Source organism: Nocardioides sp. CER19 (assembly GCF_029846275.1).
GTDB lineage: Bacteria > Actinomycetota > Actinomycetes > Propionibacteriales > Nocardioidaceae > Nocardioides.
In genome coordinates, this window is the sequence record NZ_JARVWS010000003.1 from 792,322 (window position 1) to 809,590 (window position 17,269).

General features: G+C 69.2%; 16 protein-coding genes. 12 read left to right on the top strand and 4 right to left on the bottom strand.

Translation table 11 applies throughout. The features are described 5' to 3' along the window. Window positions 1–101: 101 nt before the first annotated feature. Window positions 102–932 carry an IclR family transcriptional regulator gene (locus QDS12_RS19235; protein WP_279882112.1) on the bottom strand — a complete coding sequence of 277 codons (831 nt, stop codon included), beginning with the start codon at window positions 930–932 and terminating at the stop codon, window positions 102–104. Window positions 933–1,071: 139 nt separating this feature from the next. Between QDS12_RS19235 and QDS12_RS19240 the strand changes: the two genes are divergently transcribed. From QDS12_RS19240 to QDS12_RS19275, 8 genes are all read left to right on the top strand, one after another. Continuing rightward, window positions 1,072–2,376 carry an ABC transporter substrate-binding protein gene (locus QDS12_RS19240; RefSeq protein WP_279882114.1) on the top strand — a complete coding sequence of 435 codons (1,305 nt, stop codon included), beginning with the start codon at window positions 1,072–1,074 and terminating at the stop codon, window positions 2,374–2,376. After that, window positions 2,373–3,137, top strand: a complete 765-nt coding sequence (locus QDS12_RS19245) for an ABC transporter ATP-binding protein (protein ID WP_279882116.1) — start codon at window positions 2,373–2,375, stop codon at window positions 3,135–3,137. The genes QDS12_RS19240 and QDS12_RS19245 overlap by 4 nt, the downstream gene beginning before the upstream one ends. Further along, the gene (locus tag QDS12_RS19250) at window positions 3,134–3,868 is read left to right on the top strand and encodes an ABC transporter ATP-binding protein (RefSeq protein WP_279882118.1); all 735 of its coding nucleotides are present in this window, start codon (window positions 3,134–3,136) and stop codon (window positions 3,866–3,868) included. The genes QDS12_RS19245 and QDS12_RS19250 overlap by 4 nt, the downstream gene beginning before the upstream one ends. Window position 3,869: 1 nt before the next feature. Continuing rightward, window positions 3,870–4,736: a branched-chain amino acid ABC transporter permease gene (locus QDS12_RS19255; protein WP_279882120.1), complete on the top strand. Its 867-nt coding sequence runs from the start codon at window positions 3,870–3,872 to the stop codon at window positions 4,734–4,736. After that, window positions 4,733–5,794 carry a branched-chain amino acid ABC transporter permease gene (locus QDS12_RS19260; protein ID WP_279882122.1) on the top strand — a complete coding sequence of 354 codons (1,062 nt, stop codon included), beginning with the start codon at window positions 4,733–4,735 and terminating at the stop codon, window positions 5,792–5,794. The genes QDS12_RS19255 and QDS12_RS19260 overlap by 4 nt, the downstream gene beginning before the upstream one ends. Further along, window positions 5,791–6,912 (top strand): NAD(P)-dependent alcohol dehydrogenase, encoded by a 1,122-nt coding sequence (locus tag QDS12_RS19265; RefSeq protein WP_279882124.1) that lies wholly within the window; start codon window positions 5,791–5,793, stop codon window positions 6,910–6,912. The genes QDS12_RS19260 and QDS12_RS19265 overlap by 4 nt, the downstream gene beginning before the upstream one ends. A 36-nt stretch (window positions 6,913–6,948) precedes the next feature. Next, window positions 6,949–8,412 carry a benzaldehyde dehydrogenase gene (locus QDS12_RS19270; RefSeq protein ID WP_279882126.1) on the top strand — a complete coding sequence of 488 codons (1,464 nt, stop codon included), beginning with the start codon at window positions 6,949–6,951 and terminating at the stop codon, window positions 8,410–8,412. A gap of 156 nt (window positions 8,413–8,568) precedes the next feature. Further along, window positions 8,569–10,449, top strand: a complete 1,881-nt coding sequence (locus QDS12_RS19275; protein ID WP_279882128.1) for an alkaline phosphatase family protein — start codon at window positions 8,569–8,571, stop codon at window positions 10,447–10,449. Window positions 10,450–10,520: 71 nt separating this feature from the next. Here the strand turns inward: QDS12_RS19275 and QDS12_RS19280 are convergent, their stop codons facing one another. Then, complete coding sequence (locus QDS12_RS19280) at window positions 10,521–11,366, bottom strand: LysR family transcriptional regulator (protein ID WP_279882130.1); 846 nt, start codon at window positions 11,364–11,366, stop codon at window positions 10,521–10,523. Window positions 11,367–11,460: 94 nt separating this feature from the next. On the opposite strand from QDS12_RS19280, the gene QDS12_RS19285 reads away from it, so the two are divergent. The 3 genes from QDS12_RS19285 to QDS12_RS19295 all read left to right on the top strand — a co-directional run bounded on the left by QDS12_RS19285 (window position 11,461) and on the right by QDS12_RS19295 (window position 14,710). Continuing rightward, window positions 11,461–12,192, top strand: a complete 732-nt coding sequence (locus QDS12_RS19285; RefSeq protein WP_279882132.1) for an SDR family oxidoreductase — start codon at window positions 11,461–11,463, stop codon at window positions 12,190–12,192. Between the two features lie 206 nt (window positions 12,193–12,398). Then, window positions 12,399–12,884 carry a TadE/TadG family type IV pilus assembly protein gene (locus QDS12_RS19290; RefSeq protein WP_279882134.1) on the top strand — a complete coding sequence of 162 codons (486 nt, stop codon included), beginning with the start codon at window positions 12,399–12,401 and terminating at the stop codon, window positions 12,882–12,884. Continuing rightward, window positions 12,875–14,710, top strand: coding sequence for a hypothetical protein (locus QDS12_RS19295; protein ID WP_279882136.1), 1,836 nt, complete (start codon window positions 12,875–12,877; stop codon window positions 14,708–14,710). The genes QDS12_RS19290 and QDS12_RS19295 overlap by 10 nt, the downstream gene beginning before the upstream one ends. Window positions 14,711–14,813: 103 nt before the next feature. On the opposite strand, the gene QDS12_RS19300 is transcribed toward QDS12_RS19295, so the two are convergent. After that, the gene (locus tag QDS12_RS19300; RefSeq protein ID WP_279882138.1) at window positions 14,814–15,293 is read right to left on the bottom strand and encodes an ASCH domain-containing protein; all 480 of its coding nucleotides are present in this window, start codon (window positions 15,291–15,293) and stop codon (window positions 14,814–14,816) included. Window positions 15,294–15,678: 385 nt separating this feature from the next. Here QDS12_RS19300 and QDS12_RS19305 point away from each other — a divergent pair, with 385 nt between their 5' ends. Beyond that, window positions 15,679–16,059 (top strand): VOC family protein, encoded by a 381-nt coding sequence (locus tag QDS12_RS19305; protein WP_279882140.1) that lies wholly within the window; start codon window positions 15,679–15,681, stop codon window positions 16,057–16,059. Window positions 16,060–16,368: 309 nt separating this feature from the next. On the opposite strand, the gene QDS12_RS19310 is transcribed toward QDS12_RS19305, so the two are convergent. After that, the gene (locus QDS12_RS19310; RefSeq protein WP_279882142.1) at window positions 16,369–17,202 is read right to left on the bottom strand and encodes a trypsin-like serine protease; all 834 of its coding nucleotides are present in this window, start codon (window positions 17,200–17,202) and stop codon (window positions 16,369–16,371) included. Window positions 17,203–17,269: the final 67 nt, after the last annotated feature.

Consider the following 17,269-nt stretch of genomic DNA (forward strand, 5'->3'; position numbering starts at 1 on the left):
GCTCCTTCGACCGGATCAGGCCGGTCACGCTAGGTCCAGAAAGAGGACGGCGCGATATGCGTTCCGTCTGACGGACCCGCGATTCGACGAATGGAACGGAATCACCCGAGATAGCCCATTCGCTGGGAGATCTCCTGCGCCGCGCGGTAGAGCGGTGGCTCGAGCCGGGAGACGACGGCATCGACCGTCGCGTTCCAGGCACTCAGGTGCACCGACATCCCGACGGCCGCGACGACCGTCCCCGTGTGGTCACGGACCGGCACGGCGAGTGACCGGAGCCCGGAAGCCAGCTCCTCGTCGTTGACCGCGAGCCCCGTACGCCTCACCTCGGCGAGGCCGGCCAGCAGCTGCTCGCGTGCCGTGATGGTCTTGGGACCGCGACGCACGAGGTCGATCCGGTCGAGGATGGCCCGCACGGACGCGGGGTCCCGGTACGCCAGGAGCACCTTCCCCATGGAGGTGCAGTACGCCGGCAGGCGCGTGCCGACCTGCACGTTGAGCTCGATCCGGAACCCCGCGCGCGTCGGGCGGCGCCGGTCGACGTAGATGATGTCCGCGCCGTCGAGGATGGTCAGGCTGGCCGTGTGGTTGGTCTCGTCCGCCAGCGCTTGGAGCACCTGGCCGGCGACCCGCGTGATCTCCAACGAGCTGACGGCTGCGACGCCGAGCGTCATCGCAGCCGGTCCGAGCCGGTACTTGCGGGTCTCCGGATCCTGTTCGAGATAGCCGAGACCGAGCAGGCTCGTGACGTAGCGGTGGCACGTGCTCTTGCTGAGCTCCGCGCCGCGCGCGATCTCGACGAGTCCGAGCGCGCGCCGCCCCTGAGCCAGGGTCGACAGGATCGACAGGCCCCGCTCGAGGGCCTGGGTTCCGGAGCCGGAGGTCTCCGTCGGGACGGGTTCCGCGCCGGCCGGTGGTGCAGGTGCGGCCATGACCGAGATGCTAGTGGAACGCCCTCCCTGCCAGTGGAACGATCGATTGACCTGTGGTGTGCGTCACCTCATGATCCTGCGCCAGAGACGCCCGTCACACCGCGTGACGTGATCCGTCGGCCCCCTCAGGAGGAACGTCGTGACCAGCACCCCGACTGGCGGCATGAGCCGCCGCGGTCTTCTCAAGAGCGCCGGGCTCGGCGCAGCAGCCCTCGGGACCATGCCCCTGCTCTCCGCCTGCGGCGGCCTGAAGGGCTCGTCGTCGTCGGCGGCGGACGTGCTGCGCATCGGCTACGTCAGCCCGCAGACCGGGCCGCTCGCCAGCTTCGCGGCGGCCGACAACTTCATCGTCTCCACGATCCAGGACGCCGTGGCCAAGGGACTCACGATCGGCGGCAAGAAGCGCAAGTTCGAGATCGTCGTCAAGGACACCCAGTCCGACCCCAACCGTGCCACGGAGGTGACCCGGGCGCTGATCAACGACGGCGTCGACCTGATCGTCGGCTCCTCCACCCCCGACACCACGAACCCCGTCGCCGACCAGTGCGAGGCCAACGGCGTCCCGAACGTCACCACGATCGCGCCGTGGGAGGCGTGGTTCCACGGCCGCAACGGCAAGGAGGGCGAGGGCTTCAAGTACACGACCCTGTTCTTCTTCGGCATGGAGCAGTTCGCCGACTGCTTCTTCCCGATGTGGGACCGGATCGGCGTGAGCAACAAGAACGTCGCCGCGCTGTGGCCGAACGACACCGACGCGAACGCGTTCCGCAACGGCCTCGGGCCGATGATGAAGAGCAAGGGCTGGAACCCGATCGACGGCGGCGCGTACGAGGACGGAGCCAGCGACTTCACCGCTCAGATCACCAAGTTCAAGAACTCCGGCGCCGAGCTGTTCACCTGCACCCCGATCCCCCCGGACTTCCAGACGTTCTGGAAGCAGGCTCAGCAGCAGGGCTTCCACCCCAAGCTCGCGACGGTCGCCAAGGTCATGCTCTTCCCCACGGAGGCCGAGGCGCTGGGCAAGCTCAGCAACAACATCGCGACCGACATCTGGTGGAGCCCCCAGCACCCCTACAAGTCGGTGCTGGACGGTACGACGGCCAAGCAGCTCGCCGACAACTACGCCACCAAGACCGGCAAGCAGTGGACGCAGGCGCTCGGCTCGATCTACTCGCTCTTCGAGATCGCCATCCAGGCCTTCAAGGACGCCGACGACCCGAAGGACAAGGACGAGGTCGCCAAGAACCTGCGCGAGATGAAGATCAACTGCATGAGCGGCGACCTGGACTTCACCAACGGTCCGGAGCCGGGCATCGCGATCCAGCACCCGGTCGGCGGCCAGTGGCGGCCCGGCAAGAAGTTCCCCTGGGACGTCGTCATCGTCGACAACACCCCCAACCCCGCGGTTCCGGTGGGTGGCGACCTGGAGCCGACGAACGCGTGAGCCCCCAGCACGAGCTGCTCTCCCTCCGGGGGGTCAGCAAGCACTTCGGTCGCGTGATCGTCGCGACCGACCTCGACCTGAGCGTCGCCGACGGCGAGGCACTCGGGATCGTCGGTCCCAACGGTGCCGGCAAGTCCACGCTGTTCTCGATGATCTCCGGCGACCTGCGTCCCGACGCGGGCACCGTCTGGTTCGACGGCAACGACGTCACCGGCGCACACGCCTACCAGCGGACGCGGGCCGGGATCGGGCGCACCTACCAGATCCCGCGCCCGTTCGAGAACCTCACCGTGTTCGAGTCGGTCCTCGTCTGCTGCCACCAGGGTGGCGGCAGACGAGGACGCGACGCGGCCGACCGCGCGGCCGACATCCTCGAGCGCACCGGCCTCCGCGCCGAGGCCAACACGGCGGCCGGCCGCCTCGGGCTGCTCCAGCGCAAGCGCCTCGAGATGGCCCGGGCGCTGGGCACCGACCCCAAGCTCCTCCTCCTCGACGAGGTCGCCGGCGGGCTGACCGACCCGGAGGTGGCCGAGCTCGTGGAGGTCGTGCAGGGCATCCGAGCGGACGGCCTCGCGGTGGTGTGGATCGAGCACGTCGTCCACGCCCTGGTCAAGACCGTCGACCGCATGCTGTGCCTGGCCGGGGGCCGGATCGTCGCCGACGGGAGCCCGCTCGAGGTCCTCGCGAACGCCGAGGTGCGCGAGCTCTACCTCGGCGGCGGCCCCGAGTCCGCCACCGCCGACGAGGAGACCGAGTCATGACCCTGCTGAGCGTCGACGCGCTCGACGTCCACTACGGCCAGCTGCAGGCCATCAGGGACCTGAGCCTCACCGTCGAGGCCGGCCAGGTCGTCGCGATGATCGGAGCCAACGGCGCCGGCAAGTCGACCCTCCTGCGCGCGCTCGCCGGGAGCAACCACCCGTCGGGCGGCACGATCACGTTCGCCGGGGTCGACATCACGCGGGTCCCTGCCCACCGGCGGGTGACATCGGGCATCGCCCTCGTCCCGGAGGGTCGCCGACTCTTCCGCTCACTCACCGTCGAGGAGAACCTGCTCACCGGCGCCTACCGCAAGCGCCCGGGACCCTGGACCCTCGAGCGCGTCTACGAGATGTTCCCGTGGATGGGTGATCGCCGGCGCCAGAGCTCGGCCCAGCTGTCCGGCGGCGAGCAGCAGTCCGTCGCCATCGGCCGAGCGCTCATGTCCAACCCCGAGCTCATCCTGATCGACGAGCTCTCGCTCGGGCTCGCGCCCGTCATCGTCCGCCGGATCTACGGCGTCCTGCCGACCATCGTCGAGCAGGGCACGGCGGCGCTCATCGTCGAGCAGGACGTCTCGCAGGCGCTCCGCGTCGCCGACCACGTGCACTGCCTCCTCGAAGGCAGGTCGGTGCTCGACGGCGCGCCGGACGAGCTCAGCACCGAGCAGATCGAGCACGCCTACTTCGGCATCGCACATCCATCCGCACACGAGACACCGAGAGGGGACTGACGTGGACTGGTTCAACGCGGTCATCCAAGGACTGCTGCTCGGCGGCCTCTACGCCCTCTTCGCCACGGGCCTGTCGATCATGTTCGGTGTCATGAGGGTGGTCAACCTCGCCCACGGGGACCTCGCCGTCGTCGCGTCGTTCCTGGCACTGTCCATGGTCAACGCCACCAACGCCCCCCTGTGGGTGGCCGTGGTGATCACGACACCGCTGTTCGCGGTCCTCGGTTACCTCACCCAACGCATCCTGCTCCAGCGCAGCCTCCGCGTCGGGCCGATGTCGACCCTGGTCGTGACGTTCGGCCTGTCGATCGTCATCCAGAACGTGCTCCTCAAGATCTACTCCGCCGACACGCGCACTCTCGGTGGGGGCGGCTTCGCCACCGGCTCGTTCCACCTCACCAACGACATCGCGATCCCCTACCTGTCGCTGGCCACGTTCGTCCTCGCGGTGGTGGTGATCGTCGCCATCCAGCTGTTCCTGTCCCGCACCGGGCTGGGCCGCATGCTGCGGGCCAGCTCGGACGATCCCGACACGGCGACCCTGGTCGGCGCCGACAGCCGCCACGTCTACGGGATCGCCACCGCGATCGCGTTCGGCACCGTGGCACTGGCCGGGATCATGATGGCGATGCGGTCGTCGTTCGACCCGGCGACCGGACCCTCGCGCCTGCTGTTCGCCTTCGAGGCGGTCGTGATCGGCGGCCTCGGCTCGCTGTGGGGCACTCTCCTCGGCGGCATGGTGCTCGGGCTGACGCAGTCGGTCGGCGCTCAGATCGACCCCGCCCTCACCATCCTCCTCGGCCACCTCGTCTTCCTCGCCGTGCTGGCCTTCCGCCCGCAGGGCCTTCTCCCCGGACGGACCGCATGAGCCTGACCGACACCCTCACCTCCCGCGCCGCGAAGGCGGCGTCCGTACGTCGGTCGACGAGGTCGACCCGCGTCGGCGGCGGCGTCCTGACGCTCGTCGTCCTGATCCTCGCGGTGCTGCCGTTCGCCGTCTTCAGCAGCGTCACCGACTCGCTGGTGAACCTGTTCATCCTCATCGCGCTCGCCAGCATGTGGAACCTGCTGGCCGGCTTCGCGGGCCTCGTCTCGGTCGGCCAGCAGGCCTACTTCGGCCTCGGCGCGTACGCCGTCCTGGTGTTCGCCGAACAGGGTGTGCAGGCCTACCTCGCGATCATCCTGGCCGCCATCACCGCGGCGGTCTTCGCCGTGCCCACCTCCTGGCTGGCCTTCCGCCTGCGTGGCGACTACTTCGCCATCGGGACCTGGGTGATCGCCGAGGTCTACCGCCTGGTGACGACCCGCATCGATCGCCTCGGCGGCGCCAGCGGCAAGTCTCTGACGACGCTGTCGGACATCGACCCGGTCACGCGCGGGGCCCTCAACTACTGGGTCGCGCTCGTCGTCGCCGTCGCCTCGGTCGTCGCGTGCTACCTGCTGCTGCGCAGCCGACTCGGACTGGCCCTGATGGCGGTCCGCGACGAGGAGACGGCCGCCAACGCCGTCGGCATCAACGTGCCGCGCGCCAAGCGGTGGGTCTACCTCATCTCGGCGGCCGGGTGCGGTGCTGCGGGCGGCGTCCTGCTCGTCACGTCGCTGAGCGTCAACCCCAACGCCGTCTACAGCGTCCAGTGGTCGGCGTACATGATCTTCATCGTCGTCATCGGCGGCATCGGCTACATCGAGGGCCCGCTGCTCGGTGCGGTCATCTTCTTCGCCCTGCAGCAGGCCCTCGCCGACTACGGCACGACCTACCTGATCCTGCTCGGGCTCTGCGGCATCGCGGTCGCGCTGTTCGCACCGCGCGGCCTGTGGGGGATGATCGCCGATCGCACCCGGATCAGCCTGTTCCCAGTCGGCTACAACCTCGCCGCACCAGCCGGCTCCGACGAGCCTTCGACCGGAGAGGACCAGACGAGGTGAGGGTCACCGCCGCGGTCGTCGAGGAGCTCGACGCGCCGTTCACTCTCGCTGAGCTCGAGCTCGACGAGCCGGGGCCGGGTGAGGCGCTGGTGCGCGTCGTCGCCACGGGCATCTGCCACACCGACGAGATCACCCGCCACGGCGACCTGCCGATGCCCTTCCCGGGCGTGCTCGGCCACGAGGGCGCGGGCGTCGTGGAGGCGGTCGGTCCCGGAGTCACGGGCGTCGAGGTCGGCGACCACGTCGTCATCGGCTGGCCCTCGTGCGGCACGTGTGCGCACTGCCGCGAGGGCCAGCCCCGTTACTGCGCGCGTCTCGGCGAAGCGCTGTGCGGTGGCGGTCGCCTGCTCGGCCCGCGTGCGGGCGAGAGCGCGCTCCGACGCACCGACGGCGAGAAGGTGCACAGCCACTTCTTCGGGCAGTCCTCGTTCGCCACCCACGCGCTGGCGTGGGCCGATGCCCTGGTCGTCGTACCGACGTCGGCGCCGCTCGAGGTGCTCGGTCCCCTCGCGTGCGGCATCGCGACCGGTGCCGGCGCGGTCTTCAACACCGCGCAGCCCGGCCCCGGCAGCAGCATCGTCGTCTACGGCGTCGGCGCGGTGGGCCTCGCCGCGGTGATGGCGGCCAAGCTCAGCCCGGCGACCCGCATCATCGCCGTCGACCGGCACGCCAACCGGCTGGAGCTGGCCCGGCGCTACGGCGCCACCCACACCATCGATGCCACCGACACCGACCCGGTGGCGGCCGTGCACGAGATCTGTGGAGGTCCCGCCGACTACGCGCTCGAGTGCACCGGCGTGATCCCGGTCGTCCGCCAGGCGGCCGACAGCGTCGGCATGCTCGGCACCTGCGTGCTGATCGGTGGCGCGCCGGCCGGAGCGGAGCTCAGCCTCGACCACCTCACCACGCTCTGGGGCAAGCGGATCGTGGGCGTCCTCGGCGGCGGCGGACGTAGCGGCACGCTGATCGGGACCCTCGTCAACCTCAACGCCCAGGGTCGGTTCCCGTTCCACGAGCTCGTCGAGCTCTACGACCTTCCCGACATCGAGAAGGCCCTCGAGGACGCCCTGTCCGGCCGCGTCCTCAAGCCCGTGCTTCGCATGCCGTCCGGCAGCTGACTTCGATCGACCAACCCCCACGCGGAAGGGACCATCATGGGACTCCTCGACTCTGTCGACTGGCAGGGACACATCTTCAAGAACGGCGTCTGGCAGGAGGGCAAGAGCGGCGCGTACGCCGTCATCGAGCCGGCGACCGGCAACGAGCTCGGTCAGATGGGCGCCGCCAGCGCGGAGGACGTGGCCGAGGCGGCCGCGTTCGCCGCCGACGCGCAGCGTGAGTGGGCAGCACTCCCCTTCACCGCCCGCGCTGCGGTCATGCGCAAGGCCGGCGACCTGTGGAAGGAGCACGCCGACGAGGTCGCCGAGTGGAACATGCGCGAGGTCGGCGCCATCCGGGGCATGGCCCAGTTCGCGCTCCACGTCGCCGCCGAGGAGTGCTACGAGGCCGCGGCGCTCACCGGACGGCCGCTGGGCGAGATCCTGCCCAGCGAGGAGCCTCGGCTCTCGATGGCGCGTCGCGTACCGGCCGGCGTCGTGACGGTGATCGCGCCGTTCAACGTCCCGATCATCCTCGCCATCCGCTCCGTCGCCCCGGCGCTGGCCCTGGGCAACTCGGTCCTGCTCAAGCCCGACCCGCGCACCGCGGTGACCGGGGGCACGCTGATGGCGCGCATCTTCGAGGAGGCCGGCGTTCCTCCGGGCGTGCTGCACATGCTCCCGGGAGGCGTCGAGGTCGGTGAGGCGCTCGTGACCGACCCGAACGTGCGGGTGATCTCGTTCACCGGGTCGACCCCGGTCGGTCGGCGCATCGGAGAGCTCGCCGGCAAGCACCTCAAGCGCGCCCACCTCGAGCTCGGCGGGAACTCGGCCCTCCTGATCCTCGACGACGCCGACGTCGAGGCCGCCGTCAACCTGGCGGCGTGGGGCTCGTTCTTGAACCAGGGCCAGATCTGCATGACGACCGGGCGGCACCTCGTGTCCGAGGGCGTCTACGACGACTTCGTGGCGGCACTCGCGGAGAAGGCAGCCCAGCTGCCGGTCGGCGATCCGATGAGCGGCGAGGTCGCGCTCGGCCCGATCATCGACGCCAGGCAGCGCGACAAGATCCACGGCCTGGTCACGACGACCGCGTCCGCCGGCGCCCAGGTCGCGTCAGGCGGCACCTACGAGGACCTCTTCTACCGTCCGACCGTGCTGGCCGACGTACCGCTCACCGCGCCGGCGTTCGCCGAGGAGGTCTTCGGACCGGTCGCCCCGGTGACCCGGGTCGGCTCGGTGGACGAGGCCGTCAAGATCGCCGAGAACAGCGAGTACGGCCTCTCCCTCGGCATCGTCACCAAGGACGTCATGCGAGGTCTCGCGGTGGCCGAGCAGATCCCGACCGGCATCGTCCACATCAACGACCAGACCGTGAACGACGAGGCCGTCGCCCCGTTCGGCGGCGTCAAGGCCTCCGGCACGGGGTCCCGGTTCGGCGGCGCAGCCGCCAACATCGAGGCGTTCACCGAGACCCGGTGGATCACCATGCGTGGCGAGCCGGCGCGCTACCCGTTCTGATCCGGGTCACCCATCCGCACAGGGGGCGGCGTCGCCATCGCGCGACGCCGCCCTACTGACGTCTCCGGGCAAGCGGCGTAACGTCAGCGGCGGGCGTGCCGCACCTTCGGGTTGTCGACCACCTTCTTCATTCACCGTCTGAGATGGGAGTGAGAAATGGCTACAGCCCGCGGATCGCGCCGGTGGCACCTCGCTGCGGTCGCCCTGACGGCGGCCTCGTTGGGGGTTGCGGTCGCGCTGCCCACGGGTAGCGCGACAGCACATCGACCAGGCGCGACAGCGACCCCGATCAAGCATCTCGTGGTGATCTTCCAGGAGAACGTGTCCTTCGATCACTACTTCGGGACCTATCCGCACGCCGCCAACACCGACGGGCAGCCGTTCACCCCCAGACGCGGCACTCCTTCGGTGGACGGGCTGAGCGGGTCGTTGCTCACCGCGAACCCCAACGGGACCAACCCTCGCCGTTACGCTCCCACGAACATCGACGACGTCCTGACCTGCGACCAGGACCACAACTACAACGACGAGCAGCGAGCCTTCGACCACGGCGCGATGGACCGGTTCCCGCAGACCGTCGGCACCGGCCATGGAGTGTCGCCGACCGGTGCCCCGTGCGTCGCCGGCGACGTGATGAACTACTACGACGGCAACGCCGTCACCGCGCTCTGGAACTACGCCCAGCGCTACTCGATGAGCGACAGCTCCTACAGCACCACGTTCGGGCCCTCCACACCCGGAGCCATCAACCTGGCCGCCGGGAGCACGGGCGGCGTCGACATGACGCACACGGTGAACAACCCCTCGATCGCGACCGCTGCCTCACCCAACGCGGACCTGACCCCGGACGGCCGCGGCGGGTTCTCGCTGACCAGCGATGCGCAGCCCTACTGGGACGACTGCTCCGTCCGGGACGCCGTCGCGATGAGCGGTCAGAACATCGGAGACAAGCTCAATGCGAGGGGACTGTCCTGGGGATGGTTCGAGGGCGGCTTCCGGCCCACCACGTCGTTCCAGGACGCGGCCGCGGCGACCGGCCACGCCGGACAACCGACGTCGACGTACATCCCGAACCAGTTCAAGGGGCGGTTCTACCAGTCGGTCCCGCACGCCTCGGACCAAGGCATCTGCAACGCCGTCACCCCGATCGGTGCCGGCCTCACCGCACCGTTGCCGACCGGCACGGGACAGTTCGGCTACAAGGACGACTACATCCCGCACCACGAGCCGTTCCAGTACTACGCCACGACCGCCAACCCGCACCACCTGACCGTGCCGACCAACGCCTCCGGCCGCGACACCCTTCGCGGCCTGCGCGCAGTGGGACGCGACACCCAGCACTACGTGGGCGGCGTTCCCCAGTTCGACACCCCGAACCACCAGTACGACACCAGCGACTTCGACCAGCTCGTGTCGGCCATCGGACGGGGTCGGCTGCCGTCGTCCGCGCTGCCGGCGGTGAGCTTCCTCAAGGCCCCGGGCTACCAGGACGGGCACGCGGTCTACTCCGACCCGCTCGAGGAACAGCAGTTCATCGTCAACGAGATCAACGCGCTGCAGCGGACGCCGGCCTGGAGGAGCACGGCCGTCGTCATCAGCTACGACGACTCCGACGGCTGGTACGACCACGCCTTCTCCGGCGTGACGAACCCCTCCGTCTCGGTCGCCGACGCCTTGACCGGTCCGGGCATGTGCGGCAGCGGTGCTCCCATCGCCGGGCAGCAGGGTCGGTGCGGCTACGGGCCGCGGCTGCCGCTGCTGGTGATCTCGCCCTGGGCGAAGCGCAACTCGGTCGACCACACGCTCACCGATCAGTCCTCGATCACCCGGTTCGTCGAGGACAACTGGGGACTGGGTCGCATCCCCGGCAGCGCCGACGCCATCGCCGGAAGCCTGCACGGGCTCTTCGACTTCACCCCGAAGGGCAGCGGCCACGGCCACGGGCACAGCCACGGGCACGACGAGGGGCACGGCCACGCACCGAACGCTGCGCGGTACCTGCTCGACCCGATCACCGGACAGCCGACGCATCACTAGGCGCGAGACGATTCGTGAGTCCGCGCGGAGTCCTGCACGAGGCGCCAGACCGGGTCCGGCGTCTCACCTCGTCACACGGAGGTTGCGGTTCGGATCAGCGTGGCCAGGGGCAGCGATCGGCTGTGCGGCGGCCAGGCGATGACCGTGGTGACCTGCGGGGCGTCGAGGATCGGCACGGTCGCGACGCCGGGGTGCTGCTCGGCGCGCGCTGACTCCGGCAGGACGGTGTAGCCACGTCCGAGGGCGACAAGCTGGTGGAGCTGCGCGCCGTCGCGGAGCTCGGGCCCCGGACCGTCGGGATAGCTGCCGTCGCTGCGAGGCCAGCGCAGCGGCGGTACGTCGGGCAGGTCGGGCAGATCGCTCATCTGGAGATGGGGTCGCTGGGACCAGGGATGTCCGGCGGGCAGGACGGCGGCCTGGCCCTCCGCCAGCAGGTCCTCGCTGTCGAGCCCGGTGGTCGCATCGAACGGCCGATGGAGCAGCGCGACATCCGCGCGTCCGTCGCGCAGCAGACGCTCCTGCTCGCCGATGCCGCACAAGATGACCTCGACCTCGACGGAACCAGGCTCAGCGGCATACGCGTCGAGGATCTTGGCGAGAAGCTCGACGGACGCTCCTGCCTTCGAGGCCAGCACCAGGCGCGGCGCACCTCCGGTGGCGCGGCGGGTCCGTCGCTCGGCGGCGTCGACGGCGTCGAGCGCGGCACGGGCCTCCCCCAGCAGCAGGCGGCCGGCGCCCGTCAGGGTCGCACCTCGACTGTTCCGTTCGAGCAACGGGCCGCCGAGACGGCGCTCGAGCTGGCTGATCGCCCTCGACAACGGAGGTTGCGCGATTCCGAGTCGCTGCGCGGCCCGCCCGAAGTGCAGTTCCTCTGCGACCGCCACGAAGTAGCGCAACTCCCGCGTCTCCACGACCATGAGCCTACGTCCACCAGCGGCGATACTCTGCCGGTATCGAGGCTGGCTGAAGTGGTCTTGGAGTTCGGACGACGCTCGAGGCGACGCTGAGGGCATGACAGAACAGACGACCGCGCTGATCACCGGAGCGAACAAGGGAATCGGCTACGAGATCGCCGCTGGCCTCGGAGCTCGCGGCTGGAGCGTCGGCGTCGGAGCGCGCGACGAGGCACGCCGAGCGGAAGCCGTCGAGAAGCTGCAGATCGCGGGAGTCGACGCGTTCGGCGTACCCCTGGACGTCACCGACGACGGCAGTGTCGCTGCCGCCGCGTCGCTGATCGAGGAGCGAGCAGGCCGCCTCGATGTCCTGGTCAACAACGCCGGCATCACCGGCGGGATGCCCCAGGACCCGAGCAGCGTCGCAGCGGAGACGCTGCGCACGGTCGTGGAGACGAATGTGATCGGCGTCGTCCGCGTCATCAACGCGATGCTGCCGCTCCTGCACCGATCACCCTCGCCGCGGATCGTCAACATGTCCAGCAGCGTCGGGTCGCTCACCCGCCAGAGCTCCACCACCGACCCGCTCGTGGTCGGCCCGATCGCAGCGGCCTACTCCCCGTCCAAGACGTTCCTCAACGCGGTGACGGTGCAGTACGCCCGCGAGCTGCACGACACGAAGATCCTCGTCAACGCCGGCTGCCCTGGCTTCGTTGCGACCGACCTCAACGGCTTCCGCGGCGTGCGTACGCCCGCCGAGGGCGCCGCGATCGCGATCAGGCTGGCAACGCTTCCCGACGATGGACCCACCGGCGGGTTCTTCGAGGACGCCGGCGTCATCCCCTGGTGAGGCGACCGGTAGCCGCACGGCTCCTTCTCCCCCCAGGCCGCAGGTGCGACGAGTGACACCCGGCTGCGACCACGTCTCGCGCACCGCTCCGGAGGTCCCGGTCGGAGTAGCCCGGTCGGGGCATTTGTGGCGCCGGGCGGGTCGAAAGTGAGATGAGAGGCCGGGACTTCGAGCCCAGGACGCTGCGCGGGCCCTAACCTCGCCCCGTGGCAGACGGGCTCGGTGGAGACAGGCGGCGCGGTCGGCGCGATCAGCGGGGGGCGGCGGCGGTCGAGTTCGCGCTCGTCCTGGTGCCGTTGCTGATCATTCTCTTCGGCATCATCCAGTACGGCTTCTACTTCTGGGCGATGCAGGGTGGGTCCGACATCGCTCGCGATGCCGCCCGGCGAGCGGCAGTCGGCAGCCCGGCCGCCTGCACACCCTTCAAGGACGCGGTGAAGAGCGAGATCGACTCCCTCGTCGGCTCGGGCAAGGTCGTCGGCATCAGCCGCACCTTCGACCAGGACGCCACGCTTCCGCGCACCAGCGCGACGGACGTCGTCGTCAGCGACCGGGTGCGGGTCCAGGTGACCTTCAAGGGCTACGACTTCCACTTCCCGTTCGTGCCGTTCATCCATGACGGCGTGGTGACCTCGTCAGCCGAGGCGCGGGTCGAGAACGTGACGACACAACCGGGGTTGACGTGCAGCTGATCTGGAAGACCCGTTCGCGTCGCGACCGCGGAGCGGTCGCGATCGTCGTCGCGATCACCTCGGTCCTGCTCTTCGCGTCGGCCGCCCTCACCGTCGACCTCGGGAACACGTGGTCGCACAAGCGGGCGGTCCAGAAGCAGGTGGACATCAGCGCCATCTCCGCAGGCATCGGCCTTCCCGCCTCGACGACCGGCGATGCCAAGCACCAGCCAGCGACGATCGCGTCAGCGGTCGCGACGTACCTGACGAAGAGCTACAACCGCGTCAACGGATCGCCCACGACGGTGACCGGCGCCCAGCTCCTCGACGGCAACCCTGCGAACGGCGAGATCACCTGGCTCACCGACAGCCAGGCCGCATGCGACCCGGCGACAGCGACAGCGACAGCCCTGTGCACCACGATGCGCGTGCTCTCGCCGCCCGCCGACGTCGACTTCGGCTTCGCCGCCATCATGGGCTTCCACCACACGACCGTGCAGAGGACGGCGACGGTGACGGTCGTTTCCATCTCGCCCGGGATGGACGACACGCTGCCGTTCTGGCTGCCGCAGGGCTGCGGGTTCGGAGCGGCCGAGGCCGACACGTCGGGCGGGCCGGCGAGCAGTACGCCGGCCACGCCGACGCCGACGACGGGGCCGCCGGACCCGGCTGGCGCCCACACGCTGACCGGCTCGAACTACAGCGTCACCCAGGGCGGCAAGATCGTCGTCCACAACCTGCTGATCAGCGGCATCGACACCAGCAAGACCGACCGGGCGACGATCCGCATCTATGCCCCGGACTACTCACGCTTCGTCGACTACGCGGCCCAGGACAAGCAGCTCCTCACCAACCCCCTCAACGTGCCCGACTTCACCGTGAGCACGGAGCTGACGAGCACGCCGGGCGTCTGGCACGCCTACGCCTACATCGAGCCGAAGGGCAACGGCACTCCGACGATCTCGTCCACCTCCCTCACCGTCACCGTCACCGGGACCGCGGGGCCGAGCCCCACGGACTCGCCCACGGTCTCCCCCACGGCGAGCCCGTCCAGCGTGCCCGTCGGCTGCGTGGGGCAGAACCGCGGCAACTTCGGACAGCTCACGAGTCCACGCAAGGACGAGAGCAACCTCCAGAAGGCGTTCTCGCTGAACATTGCCTACGGGCTCGACCACCTCATCCAGCCCTACTGCGAGACCTCCGGCAACTCCTGCCCGCCGGAGCCGAACAAGGACTGCGGCAAGGCGGACGGCGACATCCCGGGCGGACTGGTCGACAACCAGTCGAAGAACGGGCGCAACTGCATCGAGGGCGACACCGGCAACGACGGACCGAAGACCTTCGACGGGCTGTTCGGCGGTGGCAACGTGACCAAGGGGCGCCTCGATGCCTCGAACGGCACCACCAGGTGCCCGAACGGTCGCCACAGCGAGCGGACGAATCTCACCGTCAACGGCACGAGCATCAACAACGACGTGCTGTCCTGCTACCTCACCGGGACCAACACGCTCGACAGCATCGCGCAGCTGAACGGTGTGGACCCCAGCATGCTCGACCAGTCCGTCGTGGACTCCCCGCGGTTCGCGTGGTTGCCGGTCGTCTACGCCAACGACCGCGCGCAGAAGAACTTCCAGCCCATCAAGGAGTTCGTGCCGGCCTTCATCACCGACGAGACGCAGACCAGCTACAGCTCGACGTCGATGAACGGCACGGAGATCAACGGGTCCTCGGTCAAGGTGCTGAGGGTGTTCGTCTTCAACAAGGACGCGCTCAACCCCGACGTCCAGCACAACAGCGTCAAGTTCGACCCGAACCTCGGCCAGCCCGCGGTACGGCTCGTCGGCTGACAGTGCTTCAGGAGCGGCGCCGCGTCGCGAGAGGGGCCGGGTCCACGTCGGGAACAGCGAACCTCGGGTTCGCGCCGGCGCAACTCGGCGTCGTGCGGCTTCGTCATCGCGCGCCCGACGTGGGTCTTTCAGCGGCGCCGTGATCAGCGGGATCGTGGGCGTTGGAAGCGATCAGCTTGAAGCGCTGGAGGACCACGATGGTGTCGTCACCGATGCTGGGCACGTGGCCCAGATAGTCCGCCACGTAGTCGCTGCGGAAGAACTCCTCGTGAGCGCGTCGCCAGTCGCTCGCGTTCGTGTAGCCCCGACCCTCGGCGTGGGCGTACTCGTCATCGACCTCGCAGATCCGCAGCTTTTGCACGTCGGTGAGTTCGATCACTGCCGCAGGCCGGCCGGCTGAGTCCACCACGCAGAGCCGGGTGCCAGGTTGCGGGAGCGGTTCGCCCGCGTGTGCGTAGATCTCCAGGAGACCGGTGAGCGCGGTCTTCTCGCCGCACCGGATGGCCTGGATGCCCTCCTCGCGGAGGGCCCCGGGCGCAGCGAGCTCCAGGACTGGCAGGTCGGCCAGGTCATCGAAAGTCATCGGTTCCTCTACGTGCCGTGGGAGCGCTGAGCATCGCGAAGGGCCTTCGCCGCGTCATCACGAGACTTCGGTGACGCGCTAGGACCGTACCTGACACAGAGTCTTCGACGCGGGCGAGTTCTTCCGCCCGTGAATCGTCTCGACCTGCTTGCGACGCCTCTCGCTGGAGCCGCCCAAGTGGCCGAACTGTGCAGACTGCTGCCGGGGCGAATCCGGGAGACGCAGGCGGCGTGACCCCTCTATGGTCGGATCCGATGGAAACCCAGCTGGTGCGCATCGGGGACTTCTCCCGGATGACCTGTCTGACCGTGAAGGTGCTACGTGATCACCAGACGGCCTTCCGCACGCACGCCAGAGGCTCCAGATCGAATCCGAAGGAACGATCGTGAAGATCACCAGGCTCGACCACCTGGTCCTCACGGTGGCCGACATCAGCGCGGCCATTGACTTCTACACTCGTGTCCTGGGGATGGAGGAGACCACCTTCCGCGGCAACCGCAAGGCCCTCTCGTTCGGTTCGAGCAAGATCAACCTGCACCGGCGGGGGCACGAGTTCGAACCCAAGGCCGCGGCGCCGACGCCGGGCAGCGCTGACCTGTGTCTGATCGTCGATGACGACCTGGCCGACGTACAGGAACACCTCGCAGCCCACGGGATTGCCATCGAGGAAGGACCGGTGGAGCGCACCGGTGCGACGGGTCCGATCCGCAGCGTCTATGTCCGAGATCCCGACCAGAACCTGATCGAGCTGTCCAACTATCTGTGATGCTGCGCGGCCGTCGGACGATCCGGTCGTGGCCCGCCGGGCAGGACCTTCTCGAGACGTTGGCCAACGCCTCACCACGCGGACGTGCGCGAGCATGCGAGCCTCCGAGTCGGCCCTCCGAGTTGGGACGGCGGCCGGGAAGGTCGGCCTCGTGTGTTTCGACCTCCTCGGCACCGCTGCCGACCATCTCCCGAGCGGGGCCGACTTCGCATGACGCGGCAGAGCAGCCCCAACAGTCAGCCACCGGCCGGCCTCGTCGAGGCCGTCAGGTGTGCCGGCCGCTGGCCGTGCCTCCTGATCCGACTGCCTTCACAGGAACTGGTTCAAGAACGCCCGTGAGTAGGGGGTGTCGACGCGCTGGTAGCCGCCGGTCGCGTTGCACGACAGGGAGTTCCCGAACGAGTCGTCCCCGGCGACGTACCCGTGGAAGAACACCGCGCCGCCTGAGTCGCCGAAGCACGATCCGCCGCCGGCCTTCGAGTCCTGATTGCTGGTCTGGAAGGTAACGACTTCATCCTGCACGTTCTTCAGGTACGACGTCGTCGAGCGCCGTTCCGTGATGACGATCTGCTCCTTCTTCGCCCCGATCTCGACGCCGTATCCCACCAGGGTGAACGTCTCGTTCTTCAACGCGCCCTGACTGGCGTCGAGGGTGCCGACCGGCAGCAGCTGGGCCGGGGTGATGTCGGGCCACTTCGTCGTAGCCGGCGCGTCGAGCACCACCACGCCCTGGTCGTGCTGCTGGGAGATGCTGAGCTTCCCGGTCCAGCCAGGATCCGGGTGCGCCGTCCCGGTGATGTAGTGAGCCGCGCGAGCCGTCCGCTCCTCAGGAGTGATGTTGGCCGCCAACGGGTCTGCCGGGAGGTCAGTGTCGAAGGAGACGTACACGTTGGTAGCCGGATGTGCTGCGTCGACACCGGTGCAGTGACCGGCGGTGAGGACGACGGTTGGCGAGATCAGGGTGCCCGAGCAGCGGTACCGGCCCGCCGACGTGGTGAACCGGACGACGCCGACGTTGGTGTGGACGGCATCGCGCGTGCCGCCGGTGATCGCTGAGGCTGGCGGCGACGCCGCGACCGATCCCAGCACGAGCAGTAGCGCGGACAACCCGATCCAGGCCGTTGCGAACCCGTATCGCCTCATCGGACATCCCTCCCGCAGTGGTGCTTGCGAGCAGTTCACCACTGCGGCCGAGGACTGGCAACGCATC

Excerpts from the sequence above, each read along its gene's own strand:
- QDS12_RS19235 (WP_279882112.1), bottom strand. The coding sequence starts at position 932 with ATGGCCGCACCTGCACCACCGGCCGGCGCGGAACCCGTCCCGACGGAG.
- QDS12_RS19250 (WP_279882118.1), top strand. The coding sequence starts at position 3,134 with ATGACCCTGCTGAGCGTCGACGCGCTCGACGTCCACTACGGCCAGCTG.
- QDS12_RS19260 (WP_279882122.1), top strand. The coding sequence starts at position 4,733 with ATGAGCCTGACCGACACCCTCACCTCCCGCGCCGCGAAGGCGGCGTCC.
- QDS12_RS19270 (WP_279882126.1), top strand. The coding sequence starts at position 6,949 with ATGGGACTCCTCGACTCTGTCGACTGGCAGGGACACATCTTCAAGAAC.
- QDS12_RS19275 (WP_279882128.1), top strand. The coding sequence starts at position 8,569 with ATGGCTACAGCCCGCGGATCGCGCCGGTGGCACCTCGCTGCGGTCGCC.
- QDS12_RS19280 (WP_279882130.1), bottom strand. The coding sequence starts at position 11,366 with ATGGTCGTGGAGACGCGGGAGTTGCGCTACTTCGTGGCGGTCGCAGAG.
- QDS12_RS19285 (WP_279882132.1), top strand. The coding sequence starts at position 11,461 with ATGACAGAACAGACGACCGCGCTGATCACCGGAGCGAACAAGGGAATC.
- QDS12_RS19300 (WP_279882138.1), bottom strand. The coding sequence starts at position 15,293 with ATGACTTTCGATGACCTGGCCGACCTGCCAGTCCTGGAGCTCGCTGCG.
- QDS12_RS19310 (WP_279882142.1), bottom strand. The coding sequence starts at position 17,202 with ATGAGGCGATACGGGTTCGCAACGGCCTGGATCGGGTTGTCCGCGCTA.